Origin of the sequence: Enterobacillus tribolii (genome assembly GCF_003363015.1) — a bacterium.
Lineage (GTDB): Bacteria > Pseudomonadota > Gammaproteobacteria > Enterobacterales > Enterobacteriaceae > Enterobacillus > Enterobacillus tribolii.
Genome location: NZ_QRAP01000003.1, coordinates 101,766 through 128,674, shown reverse-complemented (window position 1 = coordinate 128,674; position 26,909 = coordinate 101,766). Strand labels below are relative to the sequence as shown.

The window sequence follows — 26,909 nt, the reverse complement described above, 5'->3', positions numbered from 1 at the left end:
GGCTGCATTCAGAGGTTTGAATTATGACAGCGCAATTAACTACGGCGGTAAATAAGACCCGCTGGCGTTTAGTCCCTTTCATGCTCTCGTTATATATATTAGCTTTTCTGGATCGGGCAAATATCGGCTTTGCTAAAGAGTCATATCAGATCGATACCGGATTAAGTAACGAAGCATATGCCCTGGGGGCAGGGATATTTTTCGTCGCCTACGCATTATTGGGCGCACCGGCGAATTTATTAATGAAGAAGTTTGGGGCGAAAACCTGGATTGGCTGCACCACGCTGGCCTGGGGGGTTTTATCCTCGGCGATGGCCTTTGCGGATACCGAATTCAAGTTCCTGCTGGTTCGCACGCTGCTGGGCGCGGCGGAGGCCGGGTTCTTCCCCGGCATGATCTACCTGACCTCGCTGTGGTTCCCGCTTAAAAGCCGTGCTTCGGTCATGGGGCTGTTCTACCTGGGAGCGCCGCTGGCGCTGACGCTGGGCAGCCCGCTCTCCGGCGCGCTGCTGGAAATGCACGGCCTGGCGGGGCATCCCGGCTGGTTCTGGATGTTCGTGATTGAGGGGCTGCTGGCGGTGGCCGCCGGGATATGGACCTTCTGGTATCTGGATGATGAGCCGTCGAAGGCGCGTTTCCTGACCGTTCAGGAAAAGCAGGCGTTGATGGCGGAAATGGCGGCAGAGGAGAGCAAAAAGGAAACCTCCAGCATTCGCGCGGGCCTGAAGATTCCGGCGGTGTGGCACCTGGGTATCATTTACCTGATTATCCAGATCAGCGTTTACGGCCTGATTTTCTTCCTGCCGACGCAGGTCGCCAGCCTGCTGGGCACCAAAGTCGGGTTTACGGCCTCGCTGGTCGCGGCGATTCCCTGGGTGGCGGCCATGTTCGGCACTTACTACATTCCGCGCTATGCAGATAAGAGCGGCGCGCTGCGTAATGTTGCGGGGATGACGTTACTGGTGGCGGCGCTGGGGATCGGCGCGTCCGCGCTGACCTCTTCACCGGCGCTGGCGATTGTCGCGCTGTGCTTCGCGGCGATCGGATTCATTGCGGTGCAGCCGGTATTCTGGACGATGCCGACCATGCTGCTGAGCGGCAGCGCGCTGGCGGCAGGGATCGGGTTCATCAATATGTTCGGGGCGATCGGCGGATTTCTGGCGCCGCAGATTCGCGTCGCGGCGGATAACTGGTTCGGAAATAACATCGCCGGGCTGTTGGTATTGTGCGGCATTACGCTGATTGGCGTGGTGGCGATTATGACGCTAAAGCGCGGAACACGGGATACGGCGGCACCAGTAAAGGCCGCGTAATTCAGTTATGCTCCCCCGCACGGATTCCGCCGGCGGGGGATAGCGGTTATTAGAGGCTGAATATGTCGAAGTCGTGGGCCAGCTCCGTGTTCGGGAATATTTCGCGGCACTCAGCTTTCAGCTTCTCAGCGCCTTCCCGATCGTATCTGGCGCTTAAGTGGGTGATGATGAGTTTCTTTGCCCCGGCGTCCCGGGCGGCGCTGGCCGTTTGATGCGTGGTGGAGTGGCCGTGGCGGTTGGCCTGTTCCGCCATTGCGGCTTCCAGCGTGGTTTCATGAACCATGACGTCCGCGTCGCGGGCCAGTATTGCGGCGTTGGGCGTTGGGGTGGTATCGCCGAAAATGGCCAGCACGCGGCCTTTCTGCGGTGGCCCGAGGTACTCTGCGCCATCGATGAGGCGACCGTCCGGCAGCGTAGCGCTCTCGCCGCGCTTGAGGTGCTGCATCCAGGGACCTGCGGGAATACCGTCCGCCGCCAGCCGCGCGGAGTCCAGTGCGCCGGGCTTATCGCTTTCTTCGATGCGGTAGCCGAAGCTGGGAACGCCGTGCGTCAGCGGCAGGGCGGTAACGGTAAACTGCGCATCGGCAAAAACCACGCCTGCTTCAATCTCAACGACGTCCAGAGGGTAGGTCAGGAAGGAGGCGCTCAGCGTCAGCGCGCTCTCGATGAAGGCTTTGATGCCGGGCGGGCCGTACAGCGTCAGCGGGTCGCGCGCGCCGTTCATCGAACGGCTGCTGAGCAGGCCGGGCAGGCCGAAGATATGGTCGCCGTGCAGGTGGGTGATGAATATCTTCTCCAGCTTACCTGCTTTGACCGGGCTGCGCAGAATCTGGTGCTGGGTGGCTTCCCCGCAGTCAAACAGCCAGGTTGTGCCTCTCTCCGCCTGCAAATTCAGCGCGAGGGCGCTGACGTTGCGCTCTTTGCCCGGAACGCCGGCCCCGGTGCCCAGAAAAATCAGTTCCATGTCTTTACCGCCTTTCCGTTCTGTTTCGACGCTATTTCTGCCAAATGTCGCCCCTGGGCGTGAAGCCGCAGGCCAGCATAAAGTGGCCCAGCTCATCGCGCTGCGCCGGCGGCAATCCGGCGACGGAAAGCTGCCAGGCGTTGATCTGCGGCACCTGACGCAGGGTGTCCTCTACCAGATAAAGCCCGACGCCGCGACGGCGCGTCACTTCACGTACGCACAGATCGTGCAGAACGGCGATGCCGCTTTTCACATCGGCTTTGACCTTTACCGCGCCGAGTAAGCGCTCATTAAAGCGGGCGGCGAACAGGGCATCGCCCTGATCCAGCCATGACTGCCAGGACGACGGGGATTGCTCCGGCCAGATTTTCGCCAAATCACGGCAATCGTCCGGCGTCAGGACATTCAAACGTTCAATAGTTAGCTTCATGTGATTCCCTGTGCTGAGGAAAAATCGCTGTGATTATTGTAAAGGAGGCGGGTGGTCAGGTCGTGTAACTTTTTCTGTACAACTTGCGAGAGTAATATTTTTATCCCTTCCCCCTTTTTCAGAGTAAAAATTTGGTAATTGATTTGATCAATAGACTATCTTGCTAAACTAGTGGGAAATGCTACCCCATTAATCCGACTTTTCTCCTGTTTACATCGCTTGTTTCTGCCTGATTGATTTGATTTACAGAATAAAACTCCTGTTTAATAACATGAAAAATAAAGCCTTATTTGTAAATATCATGAAATTTGCATGTAATTCGTTATTTCTTATACGTAAAAATGCATTTTGTTAAATATGTGTTTCAATAAAAAGGCAGCACAATAAATCCGATAACAACGCAAACACACAACACCACAACGAAAAATGGGGAATGAACGGATGAGTATCAAAAAGGGTAAGGCATTTTTGGCCGGCTGCATCGCACTGGCAATCAGCGGCGGTGCGATGGCAGAGGATATCAAGGTCGCGATCGTGGGCGCGATGTCCGGTCCGGTCGCCCAGTACGGCGACATGGAATTCACCGGCGCGCGTCAGGCCATTGCCGACATTAACGCCAAAGGCGGCGTGAACGGCAACAAGCTGGTCGGCGTGGAATACGACGACGCCTGCGACCCGAAGCAGGCCGTGGCGGTGGCGAACAAAGTGGTGAATGATGGTATTCGCTACGTCATCGGGCACCTCTGCTCCTCGTCTACCCAGCCGGCCTCCGACATCTATGAAGATGAAGGCATCATTATGATCACGCCGGCGGCGACCAATGCCGATCTGACGACCCGCGGTTACAAAATGATCATGCGTACCACCGGTCTGGACTCCGATCAGGGGCCGACGGCGGAGAAGTACATTCTTAACGTGGTGAAGCCGCAGCGCATCGCCGTGGTGCACGACAAGCAGCAATACGGTGAAGGCCTGGCGCGCTCCGTGAAGGACAGCCTGGAAAAATCCGGCGTGAAGCCGGTGCTGTTTGAAGGCGTGACCGCCGGCGACAAAGACTTCTCCACGCTGATCGCCAAGCTGAAGAAAGAGAACGTCGATTTCGTTTACTTCGGCGGTTACTACCCGGAAATGGGGCAGATCCTGCGTCAGGCCAAGCAGGCCGGCCTGAAGGCGCATTTCATGGGACCGGAAGGCGTGGGTAACTCCTCTCTCTCTAACATCGCCGGCGACGCTTCTGAAGGCATGCTGGTCACCCTGCCGAAACGTTATGACCAGGTGCCGGAAAACCAGCCGATTGTTGACGCGCTGAAGGCGAAGAAACAGGATGCGACCGGGCCGTTCGTCTGGACCACCTATGCCGCGCTGCAATCGCTGGTTACCGGAATGGAGCGCAGCGGCAGCCAGGAGCCGGCCGATATCGTCAAAGATCTCAAGGCCAAATCAGTGGATACCGTTATGGGGCCGCTGAGCTGGGATGAGAAGGGCGATCTCAAAGGCTTTGAGTTCGGCATCTTCGAATGGCATGCCAATGGCTCTTCTACGCCGGTGAAATAAAAACGCATTTTCCCGCGCGGGAAAGCGTCAGGAAGTCAGCTCCCCTGCCAGGGAAGGCAGGGAGGGGAGCGATTAGTGAAAAACACCCTTGTAGTATAAGGATGGGGTATGTCCGAGCAGTTTCTCTATTTTATCCAGCAGATGTTCAACGGCCTGACGCTGGGGAGCACCTACGCGCTGATCGCCATCGGTTACACCATGGTGTATGGCATTATCGGCATGATCAACTTCGCCCACGGCGAGGTGTACATGATCGGGAGTTACGTTTCTTTTATCGTGATCGCCGCCCTGATGATGATGGGGATTGATGCGAGCTGGTTGCTGATTGGCGCCGCTTTTATCGTCGCGATCGTGATTACCAGCGCCTATGGCTGGAGCATTGAGCGGGTGGCTTACCGGCCGGTGCGAACTTCCAAGCGCCTGATTGCGCTGATTTCCGCCATCGGGATGTCTATTTTCCTGCAAAACTACGTCAGCCTGACGCAAGGATCGCGCGATCTGGCGCTGCCGCGCCTGGTCACCGGCCAGTGGGTGCTGGGGGAAAGCAACGGCTTCGCCGCCACGGTTTCCACCATGCAACTGATCATCTGGGTCGTCACGGTACTGGCGATGCTGGCGCTGACCCTGTTCATCCGTTATTCACGCATGGGCCGCGCCTGTCGCGCCTGCGCGGAAGACCTGAAAATGGCCAGCCTGCTGGGCATCAGCACCGACCGCGTGATTTCGCTGACCTTCGTGATCGGCGCCGTTATGGCGGCGGTGGCCGGGGTATTGCTGGGCCAGTTTTACGGCGTGATTAACCCCTACATCGGCTTTATGGCCGGGATGAAGGCCTTTACCGCCGCGGTGCTGGGCGGCATCGGCAGCATTCCGGGAGCGATGATCGGCGGGCTGGTGCTGGGCGTGGCGGAAGCGCTCACTTCCGCTTACCTGAGCACCGAATATAAAGACGTGGTTTCCTTCGCGCTGCTGATCGTGGTGCTGCTGGTGATGCCGACCGGGATTCTGGGACGTCCGGAGGTTGAGAAAGTATGAAGCAACTCAATCTGGTCAACGCCGTGATCGCCACGGTGATGATGTTTATTCTGTCGGCGTTTTTCATGGGCGTACAACTGCGTCTGGACGGCACCAGGCTGGTGGTTGGCGCGGCGGGGGATATCCGCTGGCAGTGGATTTTCATCGGCTGCAGCGTGGTGTTTTTGTTTCAGATTCTGCGCCCGCTGTGGCAGAAAGGCATGCAGCGTGTGTCATCGCGCGCGTCGTTCGTGCTGCCGAGTTTTGACGGTTCGACGCCGCGCCAGAAAATCATGCTGGCGCTGATCCTGGTTGCCGCAGTGGCGTGGCCGTTCGTGGTGTCGCGCGGCACCGTGGATATCGCCACCATGACGCTGATTTACGTCATGCTCGGCCTGGGGCTGAACGTGGTGGTCGGGCTTTCCGGCCTGCTGGTGCTGGGCTACGGCGGTTTCTACGCCATCGGCGCTTACACCTATGCGCTGCTGAACCACTATTACGGCTTCGGTTTCTGGGTCAGCCTGCCGATTGCGGGCGGTATGGCGGCGCTGTTCGGCCTGCTGCTGGGCTTCCCGGTGCTGCGCCTGCGCGGGGACTACCTGGCGATTGTGACGCTCGGCTTCGGCGAGATCGTGCGTATCCTGCTGCTGAATAATACCGAGATCACCGGCGGGCCTAACGGGATCAGCCAGATCCCCAAACCGACTTTCTTCGGGCTGGAGTTCAGCCGCAGCGTGCGCGACGGCGGCTGGGGAACATTCCACGATTTCTTCGGCCTGAAATACGATCCGGGCGATCGCATCATTTTCCTGTACCTGGTGGCGTTGCTGCTGGTGGTGCTGACGCTGTTTATCATCAACCGGTTGCTGCGCATGCCGCTGGGCCGGGCGTGGGAAGCGCTGCGCGAGGATGAAATCGCCTGCCGTTCGCTGGGTCTGAGCCCGACGAAAATCAAGCTGACGGCGTTTACCATCAGCGCTGCGTTCGCCGGTTTTGCCGGAACGCTGTTCGCCGCGCGTCAGGGCTTTATCAGCCCGGAATCGTTCACCTTCGTCGAGTCGGCCTTCGTGCTGGCTATCGTGGTGCTGGGCGGGATGGGGTCGCAGCTGGCGGTGATTCTGGCGGCGATTTTGCTGGTGGTTTCGCGTGAGCTGATGCGTGATCTGAATGAATACAGCATGTTGTTACTGGGCGCTTTGATGGTACTGATGATGATTTGGCGTCCGCAGGGCCTGTTGCCGATGAAACGGCCACAGCTGAAGATGACGCAGAAAGGAGGCGAAGCATGAGCGGACAAGCCTTACTTTCGGCCAACGGATTGTGCATGCGCTTCGGCGGCCTGCTGGCGGTGAACAACGTGGCGCTGACGCTGAACGAAGGGGAGATTGTTTCCCTGATCGGTCCGAACGGCGCAGGGAAGACTACGGTGTTTAACTGCCTGACGGGATTTTACCGCCCGACCAGCGGCACGATTATGCTGCGCGATCGTCATCTGGAAGGCCTTTCCGGCCAGCAGATCGCCCGTATGGGCGTGGTGCGCACCTTCCAGCACGTGCGCCTGTTCCGTGAGATGACGGTGGTGGAAAACCTGCTGGTGGCGCAGCATCAGCATCTCAAAAGCGGGGTATTTTCCGGCCTGTTGAAAACCGCCGCCTTCCGCAAGGCGGAGCGCGGCGCGCTGGATCACGCCGCCGAGTGGCTGGAGCGCATCGGTTTGCTGGCGTTCGCCAACCGCCAGGCGGGGAACCTGGCTTATGGTCAGCAGCGCCGCCTGGAGATTGCGCGCTGCATGGTGACGCGCCCGGAACTGTTGATGCTGGATGAACCGGCTGCGGGCCTGAACCCGAAAGAAACCGAGGAACTGGACCATCTGATCGTGGAATTACGCGACAAACATAAGGTGTCGGTGTTGCTGATTGAACACGACATGAAGCTGGTTATGGGAATTTCCGACCGTATTTACGTTGTGAATCAGGGAACGCCGCTGGCACAGGGAACGCCGGAGCAGATCCGCAACCATCCTGATGTTATCCGGGCCTATCTGGGGGAATAAACATGCTGACGTTAGACAATGTCTCCGCCCACTATGGCAAGATTCAGGCGCTGCATCAGGTCAGCCTGCATATTGAGCAGGGAGAGATAGTTACGCTCATCGGCGCCAACGGAGCCGGTAAAACCACGTTGCTGGGGACGCTGTGCGGCGAACCGCGCGCGAGCGCCGGCCGCATCACCTTTCTTGGCAAGGAGATTACCGACTGGCAAACCGCGCGCATCATGCGTGAAGCCATCGCCATCGTGCCGGAAGGGCGCCGGGTCTTTTCGCGCATGACGGTGGAAGAGAACCTGGCGATGGGCGGCTTTTTCGCCGATCGCGAACAGTATCAGGCGCGCATCACGCGTGTCTACGATCTGTTTCCGCGTCTGTATGAGCGCCGCAGCCAGCGCTCCGGCACCATGTCCGGCGGCGAGCAGCAGATGCTGGCGATTGGCCGCGCCCTGATGAGCCAGCCGAAGCTGCTGTTGCTGGACGAGCCGTCGCTGGGGCTGGCGCCGATTATTATCCTGCAAATCTTCGATACCATTCAGCAGCTGCGGGAAGAAGGAATGACCATCTTCCTGGTTGAACAGAACGCCAACCAGGCGCTGAAGCTGGCCGACCGGGGATACGTGCTGGAGAACGGCCGCGTGGTGCTGGAAGATACCGGCGCGGCGTTGCTGGAGAACGCCGCGGTGCGGAGTGCGTATTTGGGGGGCTAAAACACCGGCCGGATACGCGTATATTGGAAATACCGCTATTAATTAATGGCGGTATTTTTTTGTCTATAATAAGTCGCGTATTAAGCAGATTTGGATCTTTATATCCGCTGGTATTCGTATGTTGTACAAAAAAACTTATGTGTATCGCCGGTTTTTCTTCGAATAAACTCACTGAAAACAATTGTTCACCGGTCACGGTTATTTTTCGTTATCTTCGGCGTGGGATAAATAGCTTATTTGTACGGATAATGCATTGTGCCTTTTTCTTAAAATTATCAATTTTATCAAATGGATAATTTTATCACCGCTATACTCAGAATGATAAATTATAACGATACTTTGCATAATAACCGGCCAAAATGTGAGGGATGCCTAATAAATACACATGCAGGGTGTTGCCTCTTATCCCGACGTATTAGTCTGGTAATAACTTAACGTTTAATTATGTATTCAGATTGTCTGGCTTCTTTTAATTCCGCGGACTAAGCACCCCCGGCGCTATCGCTATTGGGGTAACGGCAACGTAAACGAGGAGAGATGGATGACAACGAATAGTGTAATTCCGGGACAGTATGGCTTTGCTTTTAAACTGAAAGGTCGCTACGACAACTTTATCGGCGGCGAATGGGTTCCGCCCGCCGGAGGAGAATATTTTACCAACCTGACGCCGGTCACCGGCCAGCCGATGTGCGAGGTGGCAAGCTCCGACTCGCGTGACGTGGACCTGGCGCTGGACGCCGCCCACAAGGCGAAACTGACCTGGGGGAAAACGTCCGCAGCGCAGCGGGCAGCCCTGCTTAATGCCATTGCCGACAGGATGGAGGCAAACCTGCAACTGCTGGCTACGGTGGAAACCTGGGACAACGGTAAGGCGGTGCGGGAAACGCAGGGTGCGGATGTTCCCCTGGCGTTAGACCATTTCCGTTACTTTGCCTCCTGCATCCGCGCCCAGGAAGGGGCAATCAGCGACATCGAATCGGATTTGGTGGCTTATCACTTCCATGAACCGCTGGGCGTCGTCGGGCAGATTATCCCGTGGAACTTCCCGCTGTTGATGGCGTGCTGGAAGCTGGCACCGGCGCTGGCGGCGGGAAACTGCGTGATACTGAAGCCGGCCAAGCTGACGCCGCTGTCCGTTCTGGTGCTGATGGAGATCATTCAGGACATTTTGCCGCCCGGCGTGATTAACGTTGTGAATGGCGCCGGTGCGGAAATCGGTGAATATCTGGCGACGTCGGAGCGTATTGCCAAAGTGGCATTCACCGGCTCCACGGAAGTAGGCCAGCAAATCATGAGCTATGCGGCGAAGAACGTGATTCCGGTTACGCTGGAGCTGGGCGGGAAATCACCCAATATCTTCTTCGAAGACGTCATGGACAGAGAAGATGCCTTTTTCGATAAAGCGCTGGAAGGCTTTGCCATGTTCGCGTTTAACCAGGGGGAAGTGTGTACATGCCCGAGCCGGGCCCTGGTTCAGGAGTCGATTTACGACCGTTTCATGGAGAAGGCATTAAGACGCGTAGAGAGCATCCGCCGCGGCAACCCGCTGGATCTGGCGACGCAGATGGGCGCGCAGGTCTCCGCCGGCCAGCTTAAAACGATCATGACCTATATTGATATCGGCAAGAAAGAGGGCGCGGAAGTGCTGGTGGGCGGCAACCGCGTCGATTTAGGCCATGGCCTGGGCGACGGCTACTATCTGGAACCGACGGTGCTGTTCGGGCGTAACCATATGCGCGTGTTCCAGGAGGAAATTTTTGGCCCCGTGTTGGCGGTGACGACCTTTAAGGACGCCGAGGAGGCGCTGGCTATCGCCAATGATACGCCATATGGCCTGGGGGCGGGCGTATGGAGCCGTAACGGCTCGCTGGCGTACAAGATGGGGCGGGGCATCCAGGCCGGCCGCGTCTGGACCAACTGTTACCATGCCTACCCGGCGCATGCCGCGTTTGGCGGGTATAAACAGTCGGGCATTGGCCGCGAGACGCACAAAATGATGCTGGAACATTATCAACAGACGAAGTGTTTGTTGGTCAGCTACTCGGATAAGGCGCAGGGGCTGTTTTGATGCCTGAGTGAAGGGAGTTCTGATTTCATCAGAAAATACCGCCATGAAGACGTGGCGGTATTTTTTTGTCCCTGATTTATCGCCTGAGATTCTCCCTGTGTTTCCGCCTGCCGACGCGCTACACTTTTTCGATACGATGAAACCATGACGGATGAACACATGAGTATTGACTGGCCTTACCCTGCAATTGTTGCCCACCGGGGCGGCGGCAAGCTGGCGCCGGAGAATACGCTGGCGGCCATTGACGCGGGGGCGCGTTACGGTCATCACATGATTGAATTCGACGCCAAGCTGGCGCTGGACGGGGAAATCTTCCTGCTGCACGACGACACGCTGGAGCGTACCACCAATGGCTGGGGCATCGCGGGGGATTTACCCTGGGAGCAACTGAAGCAGGTGGATGCCGGCGCCTGGTTCAGCCCGATGTTCCGCCATGAGCGCCTGCCGCTGCTGGCGCAGGTGGCGGAGCGATGCGCCCGTTACGGCATGGCGGCGAATATAGAAATCAAACCCACCACCGGTACGGAAACACAAACCGGGCGCGCGGTGGCACTGGCGGCGCAGGTGCTGTGGTCCGCACATCCTTTGCCGCCGCTGCTGTCCTCCTTTTCGCCGGAAGCGTTGGCGGCTGCGCAGGAAGCCGCGCCGCAGCTGCCGCGCGGATTATTGCTGGAAGAGTGGGATGACGCATGGCCGGCGCTGACGTCGCGCCTGGGCTGCGTTTCCCTGCATATCGATCATCAGGCGCTGACCGCCGCGCGCGTAGCCGCGTTGAAAGCTGCTGGCCTGCGTATTCTGGTGTATACGGTGAACCGGCCCGAACGGGCGCGGGAATTACTGGCGTGGGGCGTAGACTGCATTTGTACTGACCGGATCGACGTCATCGGACCGGATTTTGCCGCCGGGGCGTGAAACGGAGGGCTGCCGGGCGCACCTGCGCCCGGCGACTATTTGGCGCTGGCGTTTTTTCTCTGCAAGCGCTGCTGTTCCAGCTGATTAAGCTGCGCATCCATCTGCTGACGCTGCAAATCCTGGTTGGCCTTTAAACGGTTGTTGTTCAGCATGCGCTGGTAGGAATCATTGCGCATATTGTCGTTCAGTTGCTGGATCTGGCTGGCCTGATTATCCCTCAGGATACGGGTTTGCGTATTACGCAACTGCTGTTGGTTAAAGTCGTTGCGCTGCTGCTGGAACTGGTTCTGCTGTTGCTGGATCATCTGTTGCTGGTGTTGCAGCACCGTATTGGCGCTGGCAACGGCGGGAACGACGCTCAGCGCGGCGGTGAGCAGCAATGTCCGGGCTGATGATGTAAATTTCATGACGTTCTCCTCCTGATGAGATCGTTTAAGTGTATCTCCGTACGCGCGTTCCGATGTGTCCGCGAGTGCGCGGCATGGATTTTTTACCCTTCATCCTTGTGTTTCGTGGTAAAAACCCTAATTTAATAAAGGATTTGGCGACGAATTTTGCCGTGTGTTGTTATCGGATTGTTAGATACAATACTCCCTTCGTTCGTTTAAAGGGCTGTCATACTATTATGGATCAGTTTATCGCCATTTCCGTTGATGAAGCACGCCGGAAGCTGGAGCTGGGCGGCGTTGCGCTGGCGGATATCCGTGATGTGCAAAGCTATGCGGCCGGGCATGTCCCCGGTGCGTTTCATTTAACCAATGCCACGTTGCAGCAGTTTATGCAGCACCATGATCCGGATACGCCGGTGATGGTGATGTGCTATCACGGCAACAGCAGCCGCGGCGCGGCGCAGTATTTATTGCATCAGGGATTTGACGAGGTTTACAGCATCGACGGCGGGTTTGAGGCGTGGCAGCGCAGCTATCCGCAGCAGGTCGAAACGTCGTCCTGACGGTGCTCTGGTCATTATCTCTCTACAAGATCGTTCAGGCTGCGCCGGAATGGCCTGAATAGTGAAAAGTGTAAACGGAAAAGCAGGTATTCATGGTTCGAGTCATTAGCTTACCCAACCCGCGTCTGGCCCAGGCCTTCGTGGACTATATGGCGACCCGCGGCGTGCAGTTAGAGCTGGAACCGCGCGAGCAGGACGTTGTTCTGTGGCTGCCGGACGATGCGAAGCTGCCGCAGGTAGAGCGTGAGCTGGAGCAGTTTATGAAGGAACCGCTGCATCCGCGCTATCAGGCCGCGAGCTGGCATTCAGGTACGACCGACAGCGGCCTGCGTTACGCCCGCTTTGGCTACCTGCAAAACCTGCGTCAGCAGGCCGGGCCGCTGACTATCGGCATCAGCGTGATTTGCATCGTGGTGTATCTGCTGATGCTGACGCTGGGCGACAATGCGGTGATGACATGGCTGGCCTGGCCGGCGGGTTCCGATCAATATTTTCAGGTGTGGCGTTGGATCAGTCACGCATTTCTGCATTTTTCTCCGCTGCATATCATCTTTAATCTGATGTGGTGGTGGTATCTTGGTGGTCAGGTTGAGAAACGTCTGGGCGGCGGCAAGCTGTTGCAGATTATGATTGTTTCCGCGTTTATGAGCGGCTGGGCCCAGTCCCTGTTCAGCGGCGTATACTTTGGCGGCCTGTCCGGCGTGGTGTATGCGTTGATGGGGTATGTCTGGTGGTGCGGGGAGCGCGCGCCGGGGCTGGGAATCGGTATGCCGCGCGGCCTGATGGTATTTGCATTATTGTGGCTGGTGGCAGGGCACTTCGGGTTATTCGGCATGTCGATCGCCAATGCCGCGCATATCGCGGGGTTGATCATCGGTCTGCTTATGGGATTTTGGGACATGCGCCACGCGCGCCGTCAACATTAATGGTTAATGCAGGGGAAGGCACGTGAAGCAAACACAGCGGCATGAAGCGATTATCGAACTGGTGCGCCAGCAAGGTTATGTCAGCACGGAAGAACTGGTTGAGCACTTCGACGTGAGTCCGCAAACCATCCGCCGCGATCTGAACGATCTGGCGGATCAAAATAAAATTCATCGCCACCACGGCGGCGCGGCACTGCCTTCCAGTTCGGTCAACACGGCGTATCACGACCGCAAGGGCATGCGTTCCCTGGAGAAAGCGCGTATTGCCGCCCGCGTCGCCAGCATGATTCCGGATGGGGCGACGCTGTTCATTGATATCGGCACCACGCCGGAAGCGGTGGCCCATGCGCTGCTTAATCACCGCAATCTGCGCGTAGTGACCAACAACCTCAACGTAGCGACGCTGCTGATGGCAAAGGAAGATTTCCGCCTGATTCTGGCCGGCGGCGAGGTCCGTACCCGCGACGGCGGTATTATGGGAGAGGCAACGCTCGACTTCATTTCCCAGTTCCGGCTGGATTTCGGCATTCTCGGCATCAGCGGCATTGATGCGGACGGCTCCCTGCTGGAGTTTGATTACCATGAAGTGCGCACCAAGCGGGCGATTATCGAGAACTCCCGCTGCGTGATGCTGGTGACTGACCACTCCAAGTTCGGCCGTAACGCGATGGTGAATCTGGGGAATATGAATTTGGTCGATTACTTGTTTACCGATCGGCTGCCGCCGGCGGAAACGCTGAAGGTGATCGAACAGTGTGACGTTCAGCTGGAGATTTGCTGATCTTTTTGAGCGGGGGAGGTCGTTGTTTCATCCCCCGCTCCGGGCCTTTCCTCGCCGGTTGTGCGCTGGCTTCCCTCTGGTACTTGCTGTATTTCCTCTCTTTTCTGTGTAAAACACGTCTCACGCGATTGTTACAGTAATAACGGCATGATGTTTTTATTTGGTTAACGTCTGGCGCTTATGGTTGTTTGTGATTAAAATAATGCTCGAAAACGAACATTATTATTTGATCCGAACCTCTGGAGGGCACGTGGAAACCAAAGACTTGATCGTTATCGGTGGCGGCATTAATGGTGCTGGGATCGCTGCGGATGCGGCGGGACGCGGGCTGTCCGTGCTGATGCTGGAGGCGCGGGATCTGGCCTGTGCGACGTCATCCGCCAGTTCTAAGCTGATTCACGGCGGGCTGCGCTATCTGGAACACTACGAGTTTCGTTTGGTCAGCGAAGCGCTGGCCGAGCGTGAGGTGCTGCTGAAGCTGGCGCCGCACATTACTTCACCGATGCGTTTTCGTTTACCGCATCAGCCCCATTTGCGTCCGGCCTGGATGATTCGCGCCGGGCTGTTCCTGTACGATCATCTGGGTAAACGCACCAGCCTGCCGGCCAGCCGTGGGTTGCGTTTTGGCGCGGACTCGGTGCTGCAACCGTCGTTAACGCGCGGATTCGAATATTCCGACTGCTGGGTGGATGATGCCCGGCTGGTGGTGCTGAACGCGCTGGAGGTGACGGAACGTGGCGGCGAAGTGCGTACCCGTACGGAAGTTACCCGCGCCTGGCGCGAAAACGGCCTGTGGATCGTGGAAGCGCGCGATCGGGACAGCGGTGAAACGCTGACCTGGAAGGCGCGCGGGCTGGTCAACGCCGCCGGACCGTGGGTGAAGCAGCTGTTTGATGAAGGGCTGCAGCTCAAGTCTCCCTACGGTATCCGCCTGATTAAAGGCAGCCATATCGTGGTGCCGCGCGTTCATCATCAGCCGCAGGCTTACATTCTGCAAAATGAGGATCACCGCATCGTCTTCGTCATTCCCTGGATGGATGAGTTTTCGATCATTGGTACTACCGACGTGGAATATCACGGCGATGCGCATAATGTGCACATTGATGACAGTGAAGTGGAGTATCTGCTTCAGGTTTATAACGATCATTTCAAACAGCCGCTGACGCGTGAAGATATCGTCTGGACTTACTCCGGCGTGCGCCCGCTATGCGACGATGAATCCGACTCGCCGCAGGCCATCACCCGCGACTATACGCTGGATGTGCATGACGAAAACGGCAAGGCGCCGCTGCTTTCAGTGTTCGGCGGCAAGCTGACCACTTACCGCAAGCTGGCGGAACATGCGCTGGAGAAGCTTTCCCGCTACTACGACAACTGCGGTCCGGCATGGACCAAAAACGGCATTCTGCCGGGCGGCCACCTGGAAACCGATCGTGATACTTACGCGGCCCGGCTGCGCCGTCGCTTCAACTGGCTGCCGGAGGCGCTGGCGCGCCGCTACACCCGGACTTACGGCACCCGCTGTGAAATGGTGATTGGCGACGCCGGCTCGCTGGCGGAGCTGGGGGAACATTTCGGCCACAACCTGTACGAGGCGGAACTGCGCTACCTGACGGAACATGAATGGGCGGTGGATCTCGACGACGTTATCTGGCGTCGTACCAAGCTGGGAATGTGGCTGGATGACGCGCAACAGCAGCGTGTCGCACAGTGGCTGGCGCAGCGTCATACCCGCGACCAGGTGGTGTTGCGTGCGGTGGGTGACTAGCGCAGGGTTGCCTGGCCGCTGAGGAAAAAACGGCGGGCCAGTATGACCACGGGGATGACAGCGCGTCATCCCCGATTACTTCCAACGTTGTTGCTGACTACAGCTTTACCGACTCAATGCCCCAAATCTCATCCGCGTACTCCTGAATCGTACGGTCAGACGAGAAGTACCCCATGTTGGCTACGTTAATCATCGCCCGGCGGGTCCACTCATCTTTATCTTGGTACAGCTCGTCGACTTTATCCTGCGTGTCGATATAGCTGCGGTAATCCGCCAGTAACTGATAGTGGTCGCCGAAGTTCACCAGGGAATCGAACAGGCTGGTATAACGCTTCGGATCGCCGGGGCTGAAAGCGCCGGTGGCGATCTGGTTCAGCACTTCGCGCAGTTCTTCGTCCTGCTCGTAGTACTGGCGCGGGTTGTAACCCTTGCGGCGCAGCTCTTCAACCTGCTCCGCCGTGTTGCCGAAGATGAAGATATTTTCCTCACCCACATGCTCCTGGATTTCAATGTTGGCGCCGTCCAGCGTACCGATAGTCAGTGCGCCGTTAAGGGCGAACTTCATATTACTGGTACCGGAAGCTTCGGTGCCTGCCAGGGAGATTTGCTCGGACAGATCGGCAGCCGGAATGATCAATTGCGCCAGGCTGACGCTGTAGTTAGGGATAAACACCACCTTCAGCTTATTCTTCACCCGCGGATCTTCGTTGATCACCTTCGCGACGTCGTTGATCAGATGAATGATCTGCTTGGCTGCGTAGTAAGCCGATGCGGCTTTACCGGCAAAAATCTTCACCCGCGGCGTCCAGTTGGCATCCGGATTTTTGAGGATACGGTTGTAGTGGGTGATCACGTGCAGCACGTTAAGCAACTGACGCTTGTATTCGTGAATACGCTTGATCTGCACGTCGAACAGCGCGTGCGGATCGAGCACCACGTTCAGCTCTTGTGCGATATATAACGCCAGCTGTTTTTTGTTCTCCAGCTTGGCGGCGCGCACATCGGCGATAAATTTGGGGAAATCAATGTGCGGCGTCAGTTCGCTGAGCTGGCTCAGATTTGTGCGCCACATCTGACCGATATTTTCATCCAGCACGGCGGACAACGGTTTATTCGCCAGCGCCAGCCAGCGGCGCGGCGTAACGCCGTTGGTCTTGTTGCAGAAACGGTTGGGGAACACATGGGCGAAGTCGGCAAACAGCGACTGCACCATCAGCTCGGAGTGCAGGGCGGAAACGCCGTTGACCTTGTGGCAGGCGATCACCGCCAGCCAGGCCATACGTACCCGGCGGCCGTTGGTTTCGTCGATGATGGACGCACGCGCCAGCAGTTCGTTGTCGCCGGGGTATTGTGCCTGCAACAGTTTGAGGAAGTGATCGTTAATCTGGAAAATAATTTGCAGGTGACGCGGCAGGATCTTGCCGAGCATGTCCACCGGCCAGGTTTCCAGCGCTTCGCTCATCAGGGTATGGTTGGTGTAGGAGAACACCTGCACCACGATGTCCCAGGCGTCTTCCCACGCGTAGTCATGCTCATCAATCAGGATGCGCATAAATTCAGGGATCGACAACACCGGATGGGTATCGTTGAGGTGAATGGCGATCTTATCGGCCAGGTTGTCTAAGGTGTGGTGTGTTTGCCAGTGACGGTGGAAAATGTCCTGGATGGTGGCCGACACCAGGAAGTACTCCTGGCGCAGGCGCAGTTCGCGCCCGCTGTAGGTGGAGTCATCCGGGTAAAGCACGCGTGATACGTTTTCCGAATGGTTTTTATCTTCCACCGCGGCGAAATAGTCGCCCTGGTTGAATTTGCCCAGGTTGATTTCGTTACTGGCGCGCGCTGACCACAGGCGCAGCGTGTTGGTGGCGTTGGTGTCGAAGCCGGGGATAATCTGATCGTACGCCTGCGCGATGATCTCTTCCGTTTCCAGCCAGCTCGTTTTGTTGCCTTCCTGCTGGATACGGCCGCCGAAGCGCACCTTGTAACGGGTATTGTGGCGCGGAAACTCCCAGGCGTTGCCGTACTCCAGCCAGTTATCCGGCGATTCCGCCTGCTGGCCGTTCACGATGTTCTGCTTGAACATACCGTATTCGTAACGGATGCCGTAACCGCGGCCCGGCAGGGCCATCGTGGCGAGAGAGTCCAGGAAGCAGGCCGCCAGACGGCCCAGACCGCCGTTGCCCAGCCCCGGGTCGGTCTCTTCAACCAGCAACTCATCCAGGCTCAGACCCATTTCGTCCAAAGCCTGCTTGATTTCGTCGTAAATCCCCATCGCCAACAGCGCGTTGGAGAGCGTTCTCCCTACCAGAAATTCCATGGACAGGTAATAAACCTGTCGCACGTCCTGCGAAAATTGCGCACGGGTAGAACGTAACCAGCGCTCGACCATCCTGTCCCGTACCGCAAACAACGTTGCGTTCAGCCAGTCATGTTGGTTGGCGACGGACGGATCCTTGCCAACGGTGAACATCAGCTTGTAAGCGATAGAATGCTTGAGCGCTTCAATGCTGACGACAGGTGAGTTATAGCTAAACGGTGATGAAGTCATAAAAGGTACACCCCGATAATTTGCATCATGCTACACCCTTCGTTTTTGCGGCTCCGTGCCTGCAAAACGCCCGGGTGTTGGTTTAATACACGTCATCTTTCAGGCTGCCCTCCGTTGGCTGAGCACATCCGTCAGCCGCACCGGCGCAGCCTGACTGATTAAGTGTATACATCATAACGTCGGAACGATGACGTTACCCAAAACCGGCCACCCCTCCTGGGCGGCCGAAAAAAACGGCGACATCGGTTAAATGTGCCGGTAAAGCTCCAGATATTGCTTCGACGCGGCGTGCCAGCTGAAGTCTTTCGCCATTGCCTGGCGCTGCACGTAACGCCACAGGTTCGGGCGCGTCCACAGCACGAAGGCGCGGCGGATGGCGTTAGACAGATCGGCCGCGTTGCTTTCGCTGAACACGAAGCCGCTGGCGGAGCCGTCCGCCAGGTTTTCCAGCGCGCAGTCGGTCACGGTATCCGCCAGCCCGCCGGTGTGCCGCACCAGCGGCAGCGTGCCGTATTTCAGGCCATAAAGTTGCGTGAGCCCGCAAGGCTCAAAGCGACTGGGCACCATAATAACGTCGGCGCCGGCCATGATCCGGTGAGAAAATGCTTCGTGATAACCGATCTGTACGCCGACCTGGCCCGGATACTCCGCCGCCGCGGCGAGGAAAGCATCCTGAAGAATAGCGTCGCCGGCGCCCAGCAGCACTAACTGCCCGCCGCCTTCCAGCAGGGTGGGCAGCGCCTCCAGCGCCAAATCCAGCCCTTTCTGGCTGGTCAGGCGGCTGACGACGGCAAATATTGGTTTTCTGGGATCGACCTCCAGCCCCATCGCGGATTGCAGCTGGCGCTTGTTGTCGGCCTTGGCCTTAAGGTTGTCGCGGTCGTAGTGGCTGGTGATCAGCTTGTCGGTCGCCGGGTCCCAGATCGCTTCATCAACGCCGTTGAGGATGCCGACCAGCCGGCCCTCCCAGGCGCGCTGCTGCAACAGACCTTCCATGCCGTAGCCGTAAGCCGGTTGCGTGATTTCACGCGCGTAGGTCGGGCTTACGGTGGTGATGCGATCCGCATAAAACAGCCCGGCCTTGAGGAACGAGATCTGCCCGTGGAACTCAAGCCCGTGCATCTGGAAAAAGTCGCGGGGAATGTGCAGTTCATCCAGGTGCGAGGCGGAAAACATCCCCTGATACGCCAGATTATGAACGGTAAACACCGACCGGGACGGCCGGCCGCGCGCGGCCAGATAGGCGCACGCCAGCCCGGCATGCCAGTCGTGGGCATGCACCACTTCCGGGCGCCAGTACGGATCGCAGCCGCTCGCCAGTTCCGCCCCCATCCAGCCCAGCAGGGCGAAACGGCGGTGATTGTCCTGATAAGCGTAGAGATTTTGATCGTGGTACGGACTGCCGGGGCGGTCATACAGATGCGGGGCGTCGATGATATACACGCCGACGCCCTGATAAAAGCCGAAGCGCAACGCAATGCGTCCGGCGAAGGTGTCCATCGTGGTGACAATCTGGGCGTCGGGAACACCGGCCTTGATGGCCGGGAAACCGGGCAGCAGTACACGGACGTTGGCACCCTGAGCAATTTGCGCTGCGGGCATGGAGCCGACCACGTCGGCCAGCCCGCCGGTTTTCAACAGCGGAAATAGTTCAGAACAAACGTGCAATACGTACATCTTCACTCCTATACAAGCCCGGAATTTCGGGAGTTAAGGTCACAGTCGCGCCAACATTTCGCGGGTTACTAATACAATGCCGCCTTCCGAGCGGTAAAAACGCCGGCTGTCTTCTTCCGCGTTCTCCCCGATAACCGTACCTTCGGGCAAAACGCAGGCGCGGTCAATAATGCATCGCCGCAGGCGGCAGGAACGCCCGACGTTAACCTCCGGCAGCAGCACCGAAGAATCGATGGTACAAAATGAGTTAACGCGGATGCGCGGGAACAGCACGGAGTGCACCACCACCGAACCGGAGATGATGCAGCCGCCGGAAACCAGCGAGTTCATGGTCATGCCGTGGCTGCCGGAGCGGTCCTGAACGAACTTGGCCGGCGGCAGGGACTCCATGTAAGTGCGGATAGGCCAGGACTTGTCGTACATGTCCAGCTCAGGCGTGACGGAGGCCAGATCCAGGTTGGCATGCCAGTACGCGTCCAGGGTTCCCACGTCGCGCCAGTACGGCGTGGCGTCAGGCGCGTTGGTGACGCAGGAAATACCGAACGGGTGCGCCCAGGCTTTGCCCTGCGCGGTGATTTTCGGGATCAGATCCTGGCCGAAGTCGTGGCAGGAGTCCGGCTGCGCCATGTCTTCTTCCAGCAACCGGTACAGGTATTCGGCGTTGAAAACGTAAATGCCCATAGAGGCCAGCGACATATTGTCGTCGCCTGGCATGCCGGGCGGGTTTTCAGGCTTCTCAAGGAACTTCAGGATTTTATGGTCGTCGGAGACTTCCATAACGCCGAAGGCGTGCGCCTCGCTGCGCGGGACGGGAATACAGGCGACGGTACATTCAGCGCCTTTTTCCACGTGATCGAGCAGCATGCGCGAGTAATCCATTTTGTAGATATGGTCACCGGCCAGAATCACCACATACTCGGCTTTGTAACGGCGGATAATGTCCAGGTTCTGGCTGACGGCGTCGGCGGTGCCACGATACCAGTGTTCGGTGTCGGGACGTTGCTGGGCGGGCAGCAGATCGACGAACTCATCCATTGAGGCATTAAGGAATGACCAGCCGCGCTGGATATGCTGCACCAGGGTGTGAGACTGGTATTGGGTGATAACGCCGATACGCCGGATGCCGGAGTTCAGGCAGTTGGACAGTGCGAAATCGACGATACGGAACTTTCCGCCGAAATGCACGGCCGGCTTGGCGCGGGTCAACGTGAGATCTTTCAGACGCGTGCCGCGCCCGCCCGCCAGAATCAGCGCCACAGACTTCTGCGGCAGCTGACGGGCTAACATAAGTTGATCTTGATTGACTGACGTAACCATCTCTTACTCCTTGTCATAAATATGGCGCCTGGAAGCCCATACGCCGAAAAAGTGTCAGGAATTCCGCATGACGCAAACGCTGCGGGCAGGCAACTGCCAGCGGCCTTTCTCTTCAGCCGGCGTCAGCGCGCCGAAAGGCGCTTCTGCATGCCAGTTGCCCGCGGGCAGACGGATATCCCGGTCGTGCCCGCTGCCGTTAACGGCGATGAGCCAGTTCCCCGAAAGCTGAATCAGCAACGGGTGTTTCTCTCCGTCTTGCCATTCCTGCGGCGTCAATGCCGCGGCGTCGGCGTTCAGCCAGACGACGTTTCCGTCTCCCTCATCCCACCACATATCCCCGCTCAGGGCCGGTATCCGTTTACGCAGCGCGATCAGCGCCGCGGTATAACGGGTCAGTTCCTCATCCGCGCCGGTCCAGTCGAGCCAGGTAATTTCGTTGTCCTGACAGTAAGCATTGTTGTTTCCGCGCTGGCTGTTGCCCAGTTCGTCCCCGGCCAGCAGCAACGGCGTACCCTGTGCCAGCAGCAGGGTGGCCAGCAAGGCCCGCTGGCTGGCGCTGCGGCGGCGCTGAATTTCCGCCCCGGCGTCGATGCCTTCCGCGCCGTGGTTGTTGCTGTGGTTGTTGTCGGTGCCGTCGCGGTTATCTTCCCCGTTGTCCTGGTTATGTTTCTGGTTAAAGCTGACCAGATCGCGCAACGTAAAGCCGTCGTGCGTGGTAATGGCGTTAACGCCGGCGGACGGCGCGCGATAATGGTGGCGAAACAGTTCGCTGGAGGCGGCGAAGCGGGCGGCGAACGCGCCGCGCGACAGGCCGTCGCTCAGCCAGAAGCTGCGCATGTCGTCGCGAAAACGGTCGTTCCACTCGCCAAACGGCAGCGGGAACTGGCCGAGCTGGTAGCCGCCGGGGCCAATGTCCCAGGGTTCTGCGATCAGCTTGCAGCGTGACAGCACCGGGTCCTGCGCCAGCGCGATAAACAGCGGCGAATGGCGGTTGAAGTCGGGCATGCGGCCCAGTACGGTGCCGAGATCGAAACGGAAACCGTCCACGTGGCACTCTTCCACCCAGTAACGCAGGCAGTCCATCACCCACTGCACGCTGTGCGGCTGGGTGAGGCGCAGGCTGTTGCCGCAGCCGGTCCAGTTTTCCAGCTGGCCGTCGTCGTTCATCCAGTAGTAACTGCGGTTATCAATGCCGCGCAGGGAAACCATCGGCCCCTGTTCGTCCAGCTCCGCGGTGTGGTTGAAGACCACGTCGAGGAGGACTTCAATCCCCGCCTTGTGCAGCGCCTTCACCGCATCGCGGAATTCGCTCAGCGGCGTGGTGCCGGCGCGGCCGGAGTGAAAGTCCGGCTCTACGCTGAACGGGGCCAGCACGTTATAGCCCCAATAATTACTCAACCCCAGCCGTTGCAGACGCGGCTCATCGGCGTGCTGCTGCACCGGCAGCAGCTCCAGCGTGGTGACGCCCAGCTTGCTGAGGTAGTCGATCATTACCGGATGCCCCAGCGCGGCGTAGGTGCCGCGCAGCTCCGCGGGAATGCCGGGGTGTTGCTGCGTCAGCCCTTTGACGTGTGCTTCATAGATGACGGTTTCTCCCCAGGAGATGGCCGGGGAGGCGTCGTTCTGCCAGTCATAAGGCTCGTCAATTACGATGGCGCGCGGGGTGACGTCGCGGGTGTCGTTCGGGTCCGGCTGCGCCTCGCCGCCGCACAGACGGTCATCTGCGGGCAGGCTGCCGCTGAGCGCCCGCGCATAGGGGTCGATCAGCAGCTTCGCCGGGTTGAAACGGTGGCCGGCAGCCGGGTTCCACGGGCCGTAGACCCGGTAACCGTATTGCTGGCCGGCCTTGCCTTCCGGCAACAGACCGTGCCAGACATCACCGCTGCGTGCGGGTAAATCAATGCAACGCTGACGCCCGTCGTCGTCGAACAGGCACAGTTCGACGCGTTCCGCATGAGAGGAGTGCAGGGCGAAGTTAATTCCCTGCGACGTGACGTGGGCGCCCAGCGGGCCAGATCTACCGGGTTTCAGCATTAAGCAGGTTCTCTCTTCAGATAAAGGGTGCACAGCGGCGGTACGGTCAGTTCAATCGAGTGCGGACACTGATGGCTGCCGATGGGCTGGCTCTCGATTCCGCCCTGATTACCCATGTTGCTGCCGTGGTAATAGTGTGAATCGGTGTTGAGAATTTCGCTGTAGCTGCCCGGATGCTCCACGCCGATACGGTAATGATGGCGCGGAACCGGCGTAAAGTTGCTGACCACCAGCACTTCGTTGCCTTCTTCATCACGGCGCACGAAGGCGAAAACTGAGTTTTCATTATCGTCAACCACCCGCCAGCTGAACCCGGCCGGATCGCAATCCAGGCGGTGCAGCGCGGTTTGCTCGCGATAGCAGAAGTTCAGATCGCGCACCAGGCGCTGCACGCCGTGGTGCCAGTTGTCGCCGCCTTCCAGCAGGTGCCAGTCGAGGCTGCTGTCGTGGTTCCACTCGCGGCCCTGAGCGAATTCGCCGCCCATGAACATCAGCTTTTTGCCGGGGTGCGCCCACATAAAGCCGTAGTAAGCGCGCAGGTTGGCGAACTTCTGCCAGGCGTCGCCGGGCATTTTGTCCAGCAGCGAACCTTTGCCGTGCACCACTTCGTCATGGGACAGCGCCAGCACGAAGTTTTCGCTCCAGGCGTACAGCAGGCCGAAGGTCATCTTGTTGTGGTGGTATTTGCGGTGCACCGGGTCCTGCTTCATGTAGTCCAGGGTGTCGTGCATCCAGCCCATGTTCCACTTGTAGTGGAAGCCGAGGCCATTGTTTTCCGGCGGCAGGGTCACGCCGGCGAAGTCGGTGGACTCCTCTGCAACGGTGATGGCCCCCGGCCGTTGCTGGCCGATGGTTTGGTTGGTATAACGCAGGAAATCAATGGCTTCCAGGTTCTGGTTGCCGCCGAAGCAGTTGGGCACCCACTCGCCTTCGGCGCGGCTGTAATCGCGGTAGATAATGGAGGCGACTGCGTCTACGCGCAGGCCGTCGATGCCGTAGCGTTCCATCCAGTAAAGCGCGTTGCCGGCGAGGAAGTTGCGCACTTCATAGCGGCCGTAGTTGTAGATCAGCGTATTCCAGTCCTGGTGGTACCCTTCGCGCGGGTCGGCGTATTCATACAGCGCCGTACCGTCGAACTGCGCCAGCCCCCAGGTGTCGCTGGGGAAGTGGCCGGGAACCCAGTCCAGCAGAACGTTGATGCCCGCCTTGTGCGCCGCATCGACGAAAGCGCGGAACTCGGCAGGCGTACCGAAGCGGCGCGTCGGCGCATACAGACCCAGCGGCTGGTAACCCCACGAGGCGTCAAACGGGTGCTCGTTAATGGGCATCAGCTCAATATGGGTGAAGCCCATTTCCTTCACGTAAGGAATCAACTGATCGGCCAGCTCCTGATAGCTGAGCCAGAAGTTGTTGTCGGTGTGGCGACGCCAGGAACCGAGATGCACCTCGTAAACGGAAATCGGCGCGTTAAAATCGTTAGCGCTGCGGCGCCTGGCGTTTTGCGGCACTTTCTTCGGCAGCGGCGCAACCAGCGACGCGGTGTCCGGGCGCATCTGCGCTTCGAAAGCGTAAGGGTCCGCCTTCAACTGGGTGACGCCGTGAACGTCAATCAGCTCATATTTATAGAGCTGGCCGCTGTGCACGCCGGGGATGAACAGTTCCCAGATGCCGCTTTCAGTGCGCAGGCGCATCGGGTTGCGGCGCCCGTCCCAGAAGTTAAAGTCGCCGACCACCGACACGCGCTGGGCGTTGGGCGCCCATACGGCGAAAACCACGCCGTCCAGATCGTCAATGGTGGTCAGGTGCGCGCCCAGGCGTTCGTAGGGTCGCAGGTGAGTCCCCTCATTCAGCAGCCAGTTGTCGACTTCGCCGAGCAGGGTGCCGAAGCGGTAGGGATCTTCCACAATTTGCGTGTGATCGCTCCAGGTTACGCGCAGCGAGTAGCGGAACGGGTTTTTACGCCGGGGAATAATGCCGCAGAAAAAGCCGCGGTCATCGATTTGATCAAGGGTTGCTACGGCACGCTGGTTCTTGCTGTCAATCACCTGGACTTGGGTCGCGTCAGGCATCAGGGCGCGAACCACCAGCCCGCCGTCTGTCTGATGCATGCCGAGGATGGAAAAAGGGTCGGCATGGTGCCCGGAGAGTAGCTGTTGAATAAGTGTACTGCTGGGAAGTACTGACATGGCATTCTTCCTTTAATTAACAGCATAAATGAGTCCAACAAAATCATCACTGATCAATGGGTTGACAGTAATTCTTTCTTGTCTCTCATCATGCCCGCCATTTGGAATTGGTTTCGTGACGCCTCTCTGAAAAGGCAGAGGTTTATGGTTGAAGGCACGAATCGTCACAGCTCCCCCGCCGCGGCCCGCGAAGGCAACGGTGATGAGTATTTAGACACAATTTTAAGCATAGTAAGCTTTAGTATGACGTATTGAACGAATCGTGCACTTTCAGACAAAGATCCGGCTTCTCCCGGCCCGTGGGCCGGAAGGGTGTCGTTATGCGGGGACGGCATCTTTTTTGGCGAACGCTATTGGCGCCGCCGGCGCTTTGACAAGCTTTTCCATATCCTGCTGGGTGATCAGCACCACGCCCTGCGGGCTGCGGTGGAAGCGGCGGGCGTCTTCATACGGATCTTCGCCGACGATGGTGCCGGCAGGAATAATACAGCCGCGGTCGATAATGCAGCGACTCAGGCGGCAGTTCTGTCCGATGGTGACGCCGGGCAGGATAACCGACTCTTCTATGCGGCTGTCCGGCGCTACGCGCACGTTGGCCGACAGCACCGAGTGAACAATCTGCGCGCTGTCGATGACGCAGCCGCCGGCAATCAGCGAGTTGTCAACGTGGTTGCTGATGTGGTTCGGGCTTTGATTGAAGCGCGCTGGCGCCTGTTGGCCGGTATAGCTGTGAATCGGCCAGTTGTCGTCGAACAGGTTCAACTGCGGACGGGCGGAAATCAGATCGATGTTGGCTTCCCAGTAAGCGTCTACGGTGCCGACATCGCGCCAGTAGGCTTCGCCGCTGGGCGTGCGGCTCATGCAGGAACGGCTGAAGGGGTGGGCATAAGCCACGCCGGCCTGCGCGGCGGCAGGGATGATGTCTTTGCCGAAATCGAACGTCGTGTCCGGGCGGGTCTGTTCCGCCTCCAGCGTTTGGTATAAAAAGTCTGCGTTGAAAACGTAGATCCCCATGGAAGCCAGCGACATTTTGTCGTTGCCCGGCATCGCAGGCGGATTTTTCGGCTTTTCTTCAAAACGGGTGATTTTCAGTTGTTTATTAACGGCCATGACGCCAAAAGCGCTGGCCTGATCGCGCGGAACTTCAATACAACCGACGGTACACAGCGCGCCGGATTTAACGTGATCCAGTAACATCTGTGCATAATTCATTTTATATATATGATCACCGGCGAGAATAACGACATACTCCGGACGGTAGTGCTGCTTCATCAGCGAGATATTCTGATAGACCGCATCGGCGGTTCCGCGATACCAGTATCCCTCTTCTAATTGCTGACGAGCCGGCAGCATATCGATAAATTCATTACGGTTATGATGCAGAAAGGACCAGCCTCGCTGAATATGGCGTAATAATGAATGGGCCTTGTATTGGGTAATAACACCGACCCGGTTAAGGCCAGAATTCAGACAATTCGACAGTGCGAAATCAATAATTCTGAAGCGGCTGCCGAAATAGACGGAAGGCTTGGAACGCCCGTCCGTCAGGCCATGAAGGCGGGTGCCGCGGCCACCGGCCAGTACCAATGCCACAGTGCGCTGAGTCAGCTGGCTGAGCAATGCAATATCCGTAACGCTTTGAGTCATCAAAGTTTTCCTTATGTTCATCCATTTAATCGCAACGTCTTCCTGCCCGGATAAATAACGG

General features: G+C 58.2%; 21 protein-coding genes. 12 read left to right on the top strand and 9 right to left on the bottom strand.

Annotated elements, in window-relative coordinates; genetic code table 11:
* Nucleotides 1–23 precede the first annotated feature (23 nt).
* The gene (locus C8D90_RS08005; RefSeq protein WP_115457923.1) at nt 24–1,313 is read left to right on the top strand and encodes an MFS transporter; all 1,290 of its coding nucleotides are present in this window, start codon (nt 24–26) and stop codon (nt 1,311–1,313) included.
* A 49-nt stretch (nt 1,314–1,362) separates the two neighbouring features.
* Here C8D90_RS08005 and rnz read toward each other — a convergent pair whose 3' ends face one another.
* Nucleotides 1,363–2,277 (bottom strand): ribonuclease Z, encoded by a 915-nt coding sequence (rnz, locus tag C8D90_RS08000; protein ID WP_115457922.1) that lies wholly within the window; start codon nt 2,275–2,277, stop codon nt 1,363–1,365.
* Between the two features lie 31 nt (nt 2,278–2,308).
* Complete coding sequence (gene panM, locus C8D90_RS07995; protein ID WP_115457921.1) at nt 2,309–2,707, bottom strand: aspartate 1-decarboxylase autocleavage activator PanM; 399 nt, start codon at nt 2,705–2,707, stop codon at nt 2,309–2,311.
* Nucleotides 2,708–3,148: 441 nt separating this feature from the next.
* Between panM and C8D90_RS07990 the strand changes: the two genes are divergently transcribed.
* The 7 genes from C8D90_RS07990 to ugpQ all read left to right on the top strand — a co-directional run bounded on the left by C8D90_RS07990 (nt 3,149) and on the right by ugpQ (nt 11,012).
* Nucleotides 3,149–4,261, top strand: a complete 1,113-nt coding sequence (locus C8D90_RS07990) for a branched-chain amino acid ABC transporter substrate-binding protein (protein WP_115457920.1) — start codon at nt 3,149–3,151, stop codon at nt 4,259–4,261.
* Nucleotides 4,262–4,369: 108 nt separating this feature from the next.
* Complete coding sequence (gene livH / locus C8D90_RS07985; protein WP_115457919.1) at nt 4,370–5,296, top strand: high-affinity branched-chain amino acid ABC transporter permease LivH; 927 nt, start codon at nt 4,370–4,372, stop codon at nt 5,294–5,296.
* Nucleotides 5,293–6,564 (top strand): high-affinity branched-chain amino acid ABC transporter permease LivM, encoded by a 1,272-nt coding sequence (locus C8D90_RS07980; protein ID WP_115457918.1) that lies wholly within the window; start codon nt 5,293–5,295, stop codon nt 6,562–6,564. Before livH ends, C8D90_RS07980 begins: the two co-directional genes overlap by 4 nt.
* The gene (gene livG, locus C8D90_RS07975) at nt 6,561–7,328 is read left to right on the top strand and encodes a high-affinity branched-chain amino acid ABC transporter ATP-binding protein LivG (RefSeq protein WP_115457917.1); all 768 of its coding nucleotides are present in this window, start codon (nt 6,561–6,563) and stop codon (nt 7,326–7,328) included. The genes C8D90_RS07980 and livG overlap by 4 nt, the downstream gene beginning before the upstream one ends.
* Nucleotides 7,329–7,330: 2 nt before the next feature.
* Nucleotides 7,331–8,032, top strand: coding sequence for a high-affinity branched-chain amino acid ABC transporter ATP-binding protein LivF (livF, locus tag C8D90_RS07970; RefSeq protein ID WP_115457916.1), 702 nt, complete (start codon nt 7,331–7,333; stop codon nt 8,030–8,032).
* Between the two features lie 541 nt (nt 8,033–8,573).
* Nucleotides 8,574–10,100: an acetaldehyde dehydrogenase ExaC gene (exaC, locus tag C8D90_RS07965; protein ID WP_115457915.1), complete on the top strand. Its 1,527-nt coding sequence runs from the start codon at nt 8,574–8,576 to the stop codon at nt 10,098–10,100.
* Between the two features lie 159 nt (nt 10,101–10,259).
* Nucleotides 10,260–11,012 carry a glycerophosphodiester phosphodiesterase gene (gene ugpQ, locus C8D90_RS07960; protein ID WP_115457914.1) on the top strand — a complete coding sequence of 251 codons (753 nt, stop codon included), beginning with the start codon at nt 10,260–10,262 and terminating at the stop codon, nt 11,010–11,012.
* Between the two features lie 35 nt (nt 11,013–11,047).
* Here ugpQ and C8D90_RS07955 read toward each other — a convergent pair whose 3' ends face one another.
* The gene (locus C8D90_RS07955; RefSeq protein ID WP_230472982.1) at nt 11,048–11,419 is read right to left on the bottom strand and encodes a hypothetical protein; all 372 of its coding nucleotides are present in this window, start codon (nt 11,417–11,419) and stop codon (nt 11,048–11,050) included.
* A gap of 218 nt (nt 11,420–11,637) precedes the next feature.
* Between C8D90_RS07955 and glpE the strand changes: the two genes are divergently transcribed.
* The 4 genes from glpE to glpD all read left to right on the top strand — a co-directional run bounded on the left by glpE (nt 11,638) and on the right by glpD (nt 15,439).
* Nucleotides 11,638–11,964 (top strand): thiosulfate sulfurtransferase GlpE, encoded by a 327-nt coding sequence (gene glpE / locus C8D90_RS07950; RefSeq protein WP_115457913.1) that lies wholly within the window; start codon nt 11,638–11,640, stop codon nt 11,962–11,964.
* 92 nt (nt 11,965–12,056) lie between these two features.
* A complete protein-coding gene (gene glpG, locus C8D90_RS07945; RefSeq protein WP_115457912.1) occupies nt 12,057–12,890 on the top strand; it encodes a rhomboid family intramembrane serine protease GlpG in 834 nt (277 codons plus the stop codon).
* Between the two features lie 22 nt (nt 12,891–12,912).
* Nucleotides 12,913–13,671 (top strand): DeoR/GlpR family transcriptional regulator, encoded by a 759-nt coding sequence (locus C8D90_RS07940; protein ID WP_115457911.1) that lies wholly within the window; start codon nt 12,913–12,915, stop codon nt 13,669–13,671.
* 250 nt (nt 13,672–13,921) lie between these two features.
* Nucleotides 13,922–15,439, top strand: a complete 1,518-nt coding sequence (gene glpD / locus C8D90_RS07935; protein WP_115458181.1) for a glycerol-3-phosphate dehydrogenase — start codon at nt 13,922–13,924, stop codon at nt 15,437–15,439.
* A 97-nt stretch (nt 15,440–15,536) separates the two neighbouring features.
* Here the strand turns inward: glpD and glgP are convergent, their stop codons facing one another.
* The 6 genes from glgP to glgC (C8D90_RS07905) form a co-directional block, all read right to left on the bottom strand.
* Nucleotides 15,537–17,987, bottom strand: a complete 2,451-nt coding sequence (gene glgP, locus C8D90_RS07930) for a glycogen phosphorylase (RefSeq protein WP_115457910.1) — start codon at nt 17,985–17,987, stop codon at nt 15,537–15,539.
* A gap of 246 nt (nt 17,988–18,233) precedes the next feature.
* Entirely contained in the window at nt 18,234–19,664 is a 1,431-nt protein-coding gene (gene glgA, locus C8D90_RS07925) for a glycogen synthase GlgA (protein WP_115457909.1), read from the bottom strand.
* A 39-nt stretch (nt 19,665–19,703) separates the two neighbouring features.
* The gene (gene glgC, locus C8D90_RS07920) at nt 19,704–20,981 is read right to left on the bottom strand and encodes a glucose-1-phosphate adenylyltransferase (protein WP_115457908.1); all 1,278 of its coding nucleotides are present in this window, start codon (nt 20,979–20,981) and stop codon (nt 19,704–19,706) included.
* Between the two features lie 54 nt (nt 20,982–21,035).
* Nucleotides 21,036–23,015, bottom strand: coding sequence for a glycogen debranching protein GlgX (glgX, locus tag C8D90_RS07915; protein WP_115457907.1), 1,980 nt, complete (start codon nt 23,013–23,015; stop codon nt 21,036–21,038).
* Entirely contained in the window at nt 23,015–25,201 is a 2,187-nt protein-coding gene (gene glgB / locus C8D90_RS07910) for a 1,4-alpha-glucan branching protein GlgB (protein WP_115457906.1), read from the bottom strand. Before glgB ends, glgX begins: the two co-directional genes overlap by 1 nt.
* Before the next feature lie 318 nt (nt 25,202–25,519).
* Nucleotides 25,520–26,848 carry a glucose-1-phosphate adenylyltransferase gene (gene glgC, locus C8D90_RS07905; protein ID WP_115457905.1) on the bottom strand — a complete coding sequence of 443 codons (1,329 nt, stop codon included), beginning with the start codon at nt 26,846–26,848 and terminating at the stop codon, nt 25,520–25,522.
* Between the last annotated feature and the right edge of the window lie 61 nt (nt 26,849–26,909).

Excerpts from the sequence above, each read along its gene's own strand:
- glgA (WP_115457909.1), bottom strand. The coding sequence starts at position 19,664 with ATGTACGTATTGCACGTTTGTTCTGAACTATTTCCGCTGTTGAAAACC.
- glgB (WP_115457906.1), bottom strand. The coding sequence starts at position 25,201 with ATGTCAGTACTTCCCAGCAGTACACTTATTCAACAGCTACTCTCCGGG.
- livH (WP_115457919.1), top strand. The coding sequence starts at position 4,370 with ATGTCCGAGCAGTTTCTCTATTTTATCCAGCAGATGTTCAACGGCCTG.
- C8D90_RS07990 (WP_115457920.1), top strand. The coding sequence starts at position 3,149 with ATGAGTATCAAAAAGGGTAAGGCATTTTTGGCCGGCTGCATCGCACTG.
- ugpQ (WP_115457914.1), top strand. The coding sequence starts at position 10,260 with ATGAGTATTGACTGGCCTTACCCTGCAATTGTTGCCCACCGGGGCGGC.
- livG (WP_115457917.1), top strand. The coding sequence starts at position 6,561 with ATGAGCGGACAAGCCTTACTTTCGGCCAACGGATTGTGCATGCGCTTC.
- C8D90_RS07980 (WP_115457918.1), top strand. The coding sequence starts at position 5,293 with ATGAAGCAACTCAATCTGGTCAACGCCGTGATCGCCACGGTGATGATG.
- glpG (WP_115457912.1), top strand. The coding sequence starts at position 12,057 with ATGGTTCGAGTCATTAGCTTACCCAACCCGCGTCTGGCCCAGGCCTTC.
- glgC (WP_115457905.1), bottom strand. The coding sequence starts at position 26,848 with ATGACTCAAAGCGTTACGGATATTGCATTGCTCAGCCAGCTGACTCAG.
- glgP (WP_115457910.1), bottom strand. The coding sequence starts at position 17,987 with ATGACTTCATCACCGTTTAGCTATAACTCACCTGTCGTCAGCATTGAA.
- glpE (WP_115457913.1), top strand. The coding sequence starts at position 11,638 with ATGGATCAGTTTATCGCCATTTCCGTTGATGAAGCACGCCGGAAGCTG.
- exaC (WP_115457915.1), top strand. The coding sequence starts at position 8,574 with ATGACAACGAATAGTGTAATTCCGGGACAGTATGGCTTTGCTTTTAAA.
- C8D90_RS08005 (WP_115457923.1), top strand. The coding sequence starts at position 24 with ATGACAGCGCAATTAACTACGGCGGTAAATAAGACCCGCTGGCGTTTA.
- panM (WP_115457921.1), bottom strand. The coding sequence starts at position 2,707 with ATGAAGCTAACTATTGAACGTTTGAATGTCCTGACGCCGGACGATTGC.
- glgX (WP_115457907.1), bottom strand. The coding sequence starts at position 23,015 with ATGCTGAAACCCGGTAGATCTGGCCCGCTGGGCGCCCACGTCACGTCG.
- livF (WP_115457916.1), top strand. The coding sequence starts at position 7,331 with ATGCTGACGTTAGACAATGTCTCCGCCCACTATGGCAAGATTCAGGCG.
- rnz (WP_115457922.1), bottom strand. The coding sequence starts at position 2,277 with ATGGAACTGATTTTTCTGGGCACCGGGGCCGGCGTTCCGGGCAAAGAG.
- glgC (WP_115457908.1), bottom strand. The coding sequence starts at position 20,981 with ATGGTTACGTCAGTCAATCAAGATCAACTTATGTTAGCCCGTCAGCTG.
- C8D90_RS07955 (WP_230472982.1), bottom strand. The coding sequence starts at position 11,419 with ATGAAATTTACATCATCAGCCCGGACATTGCTGCTCACCGCCGCGCTG.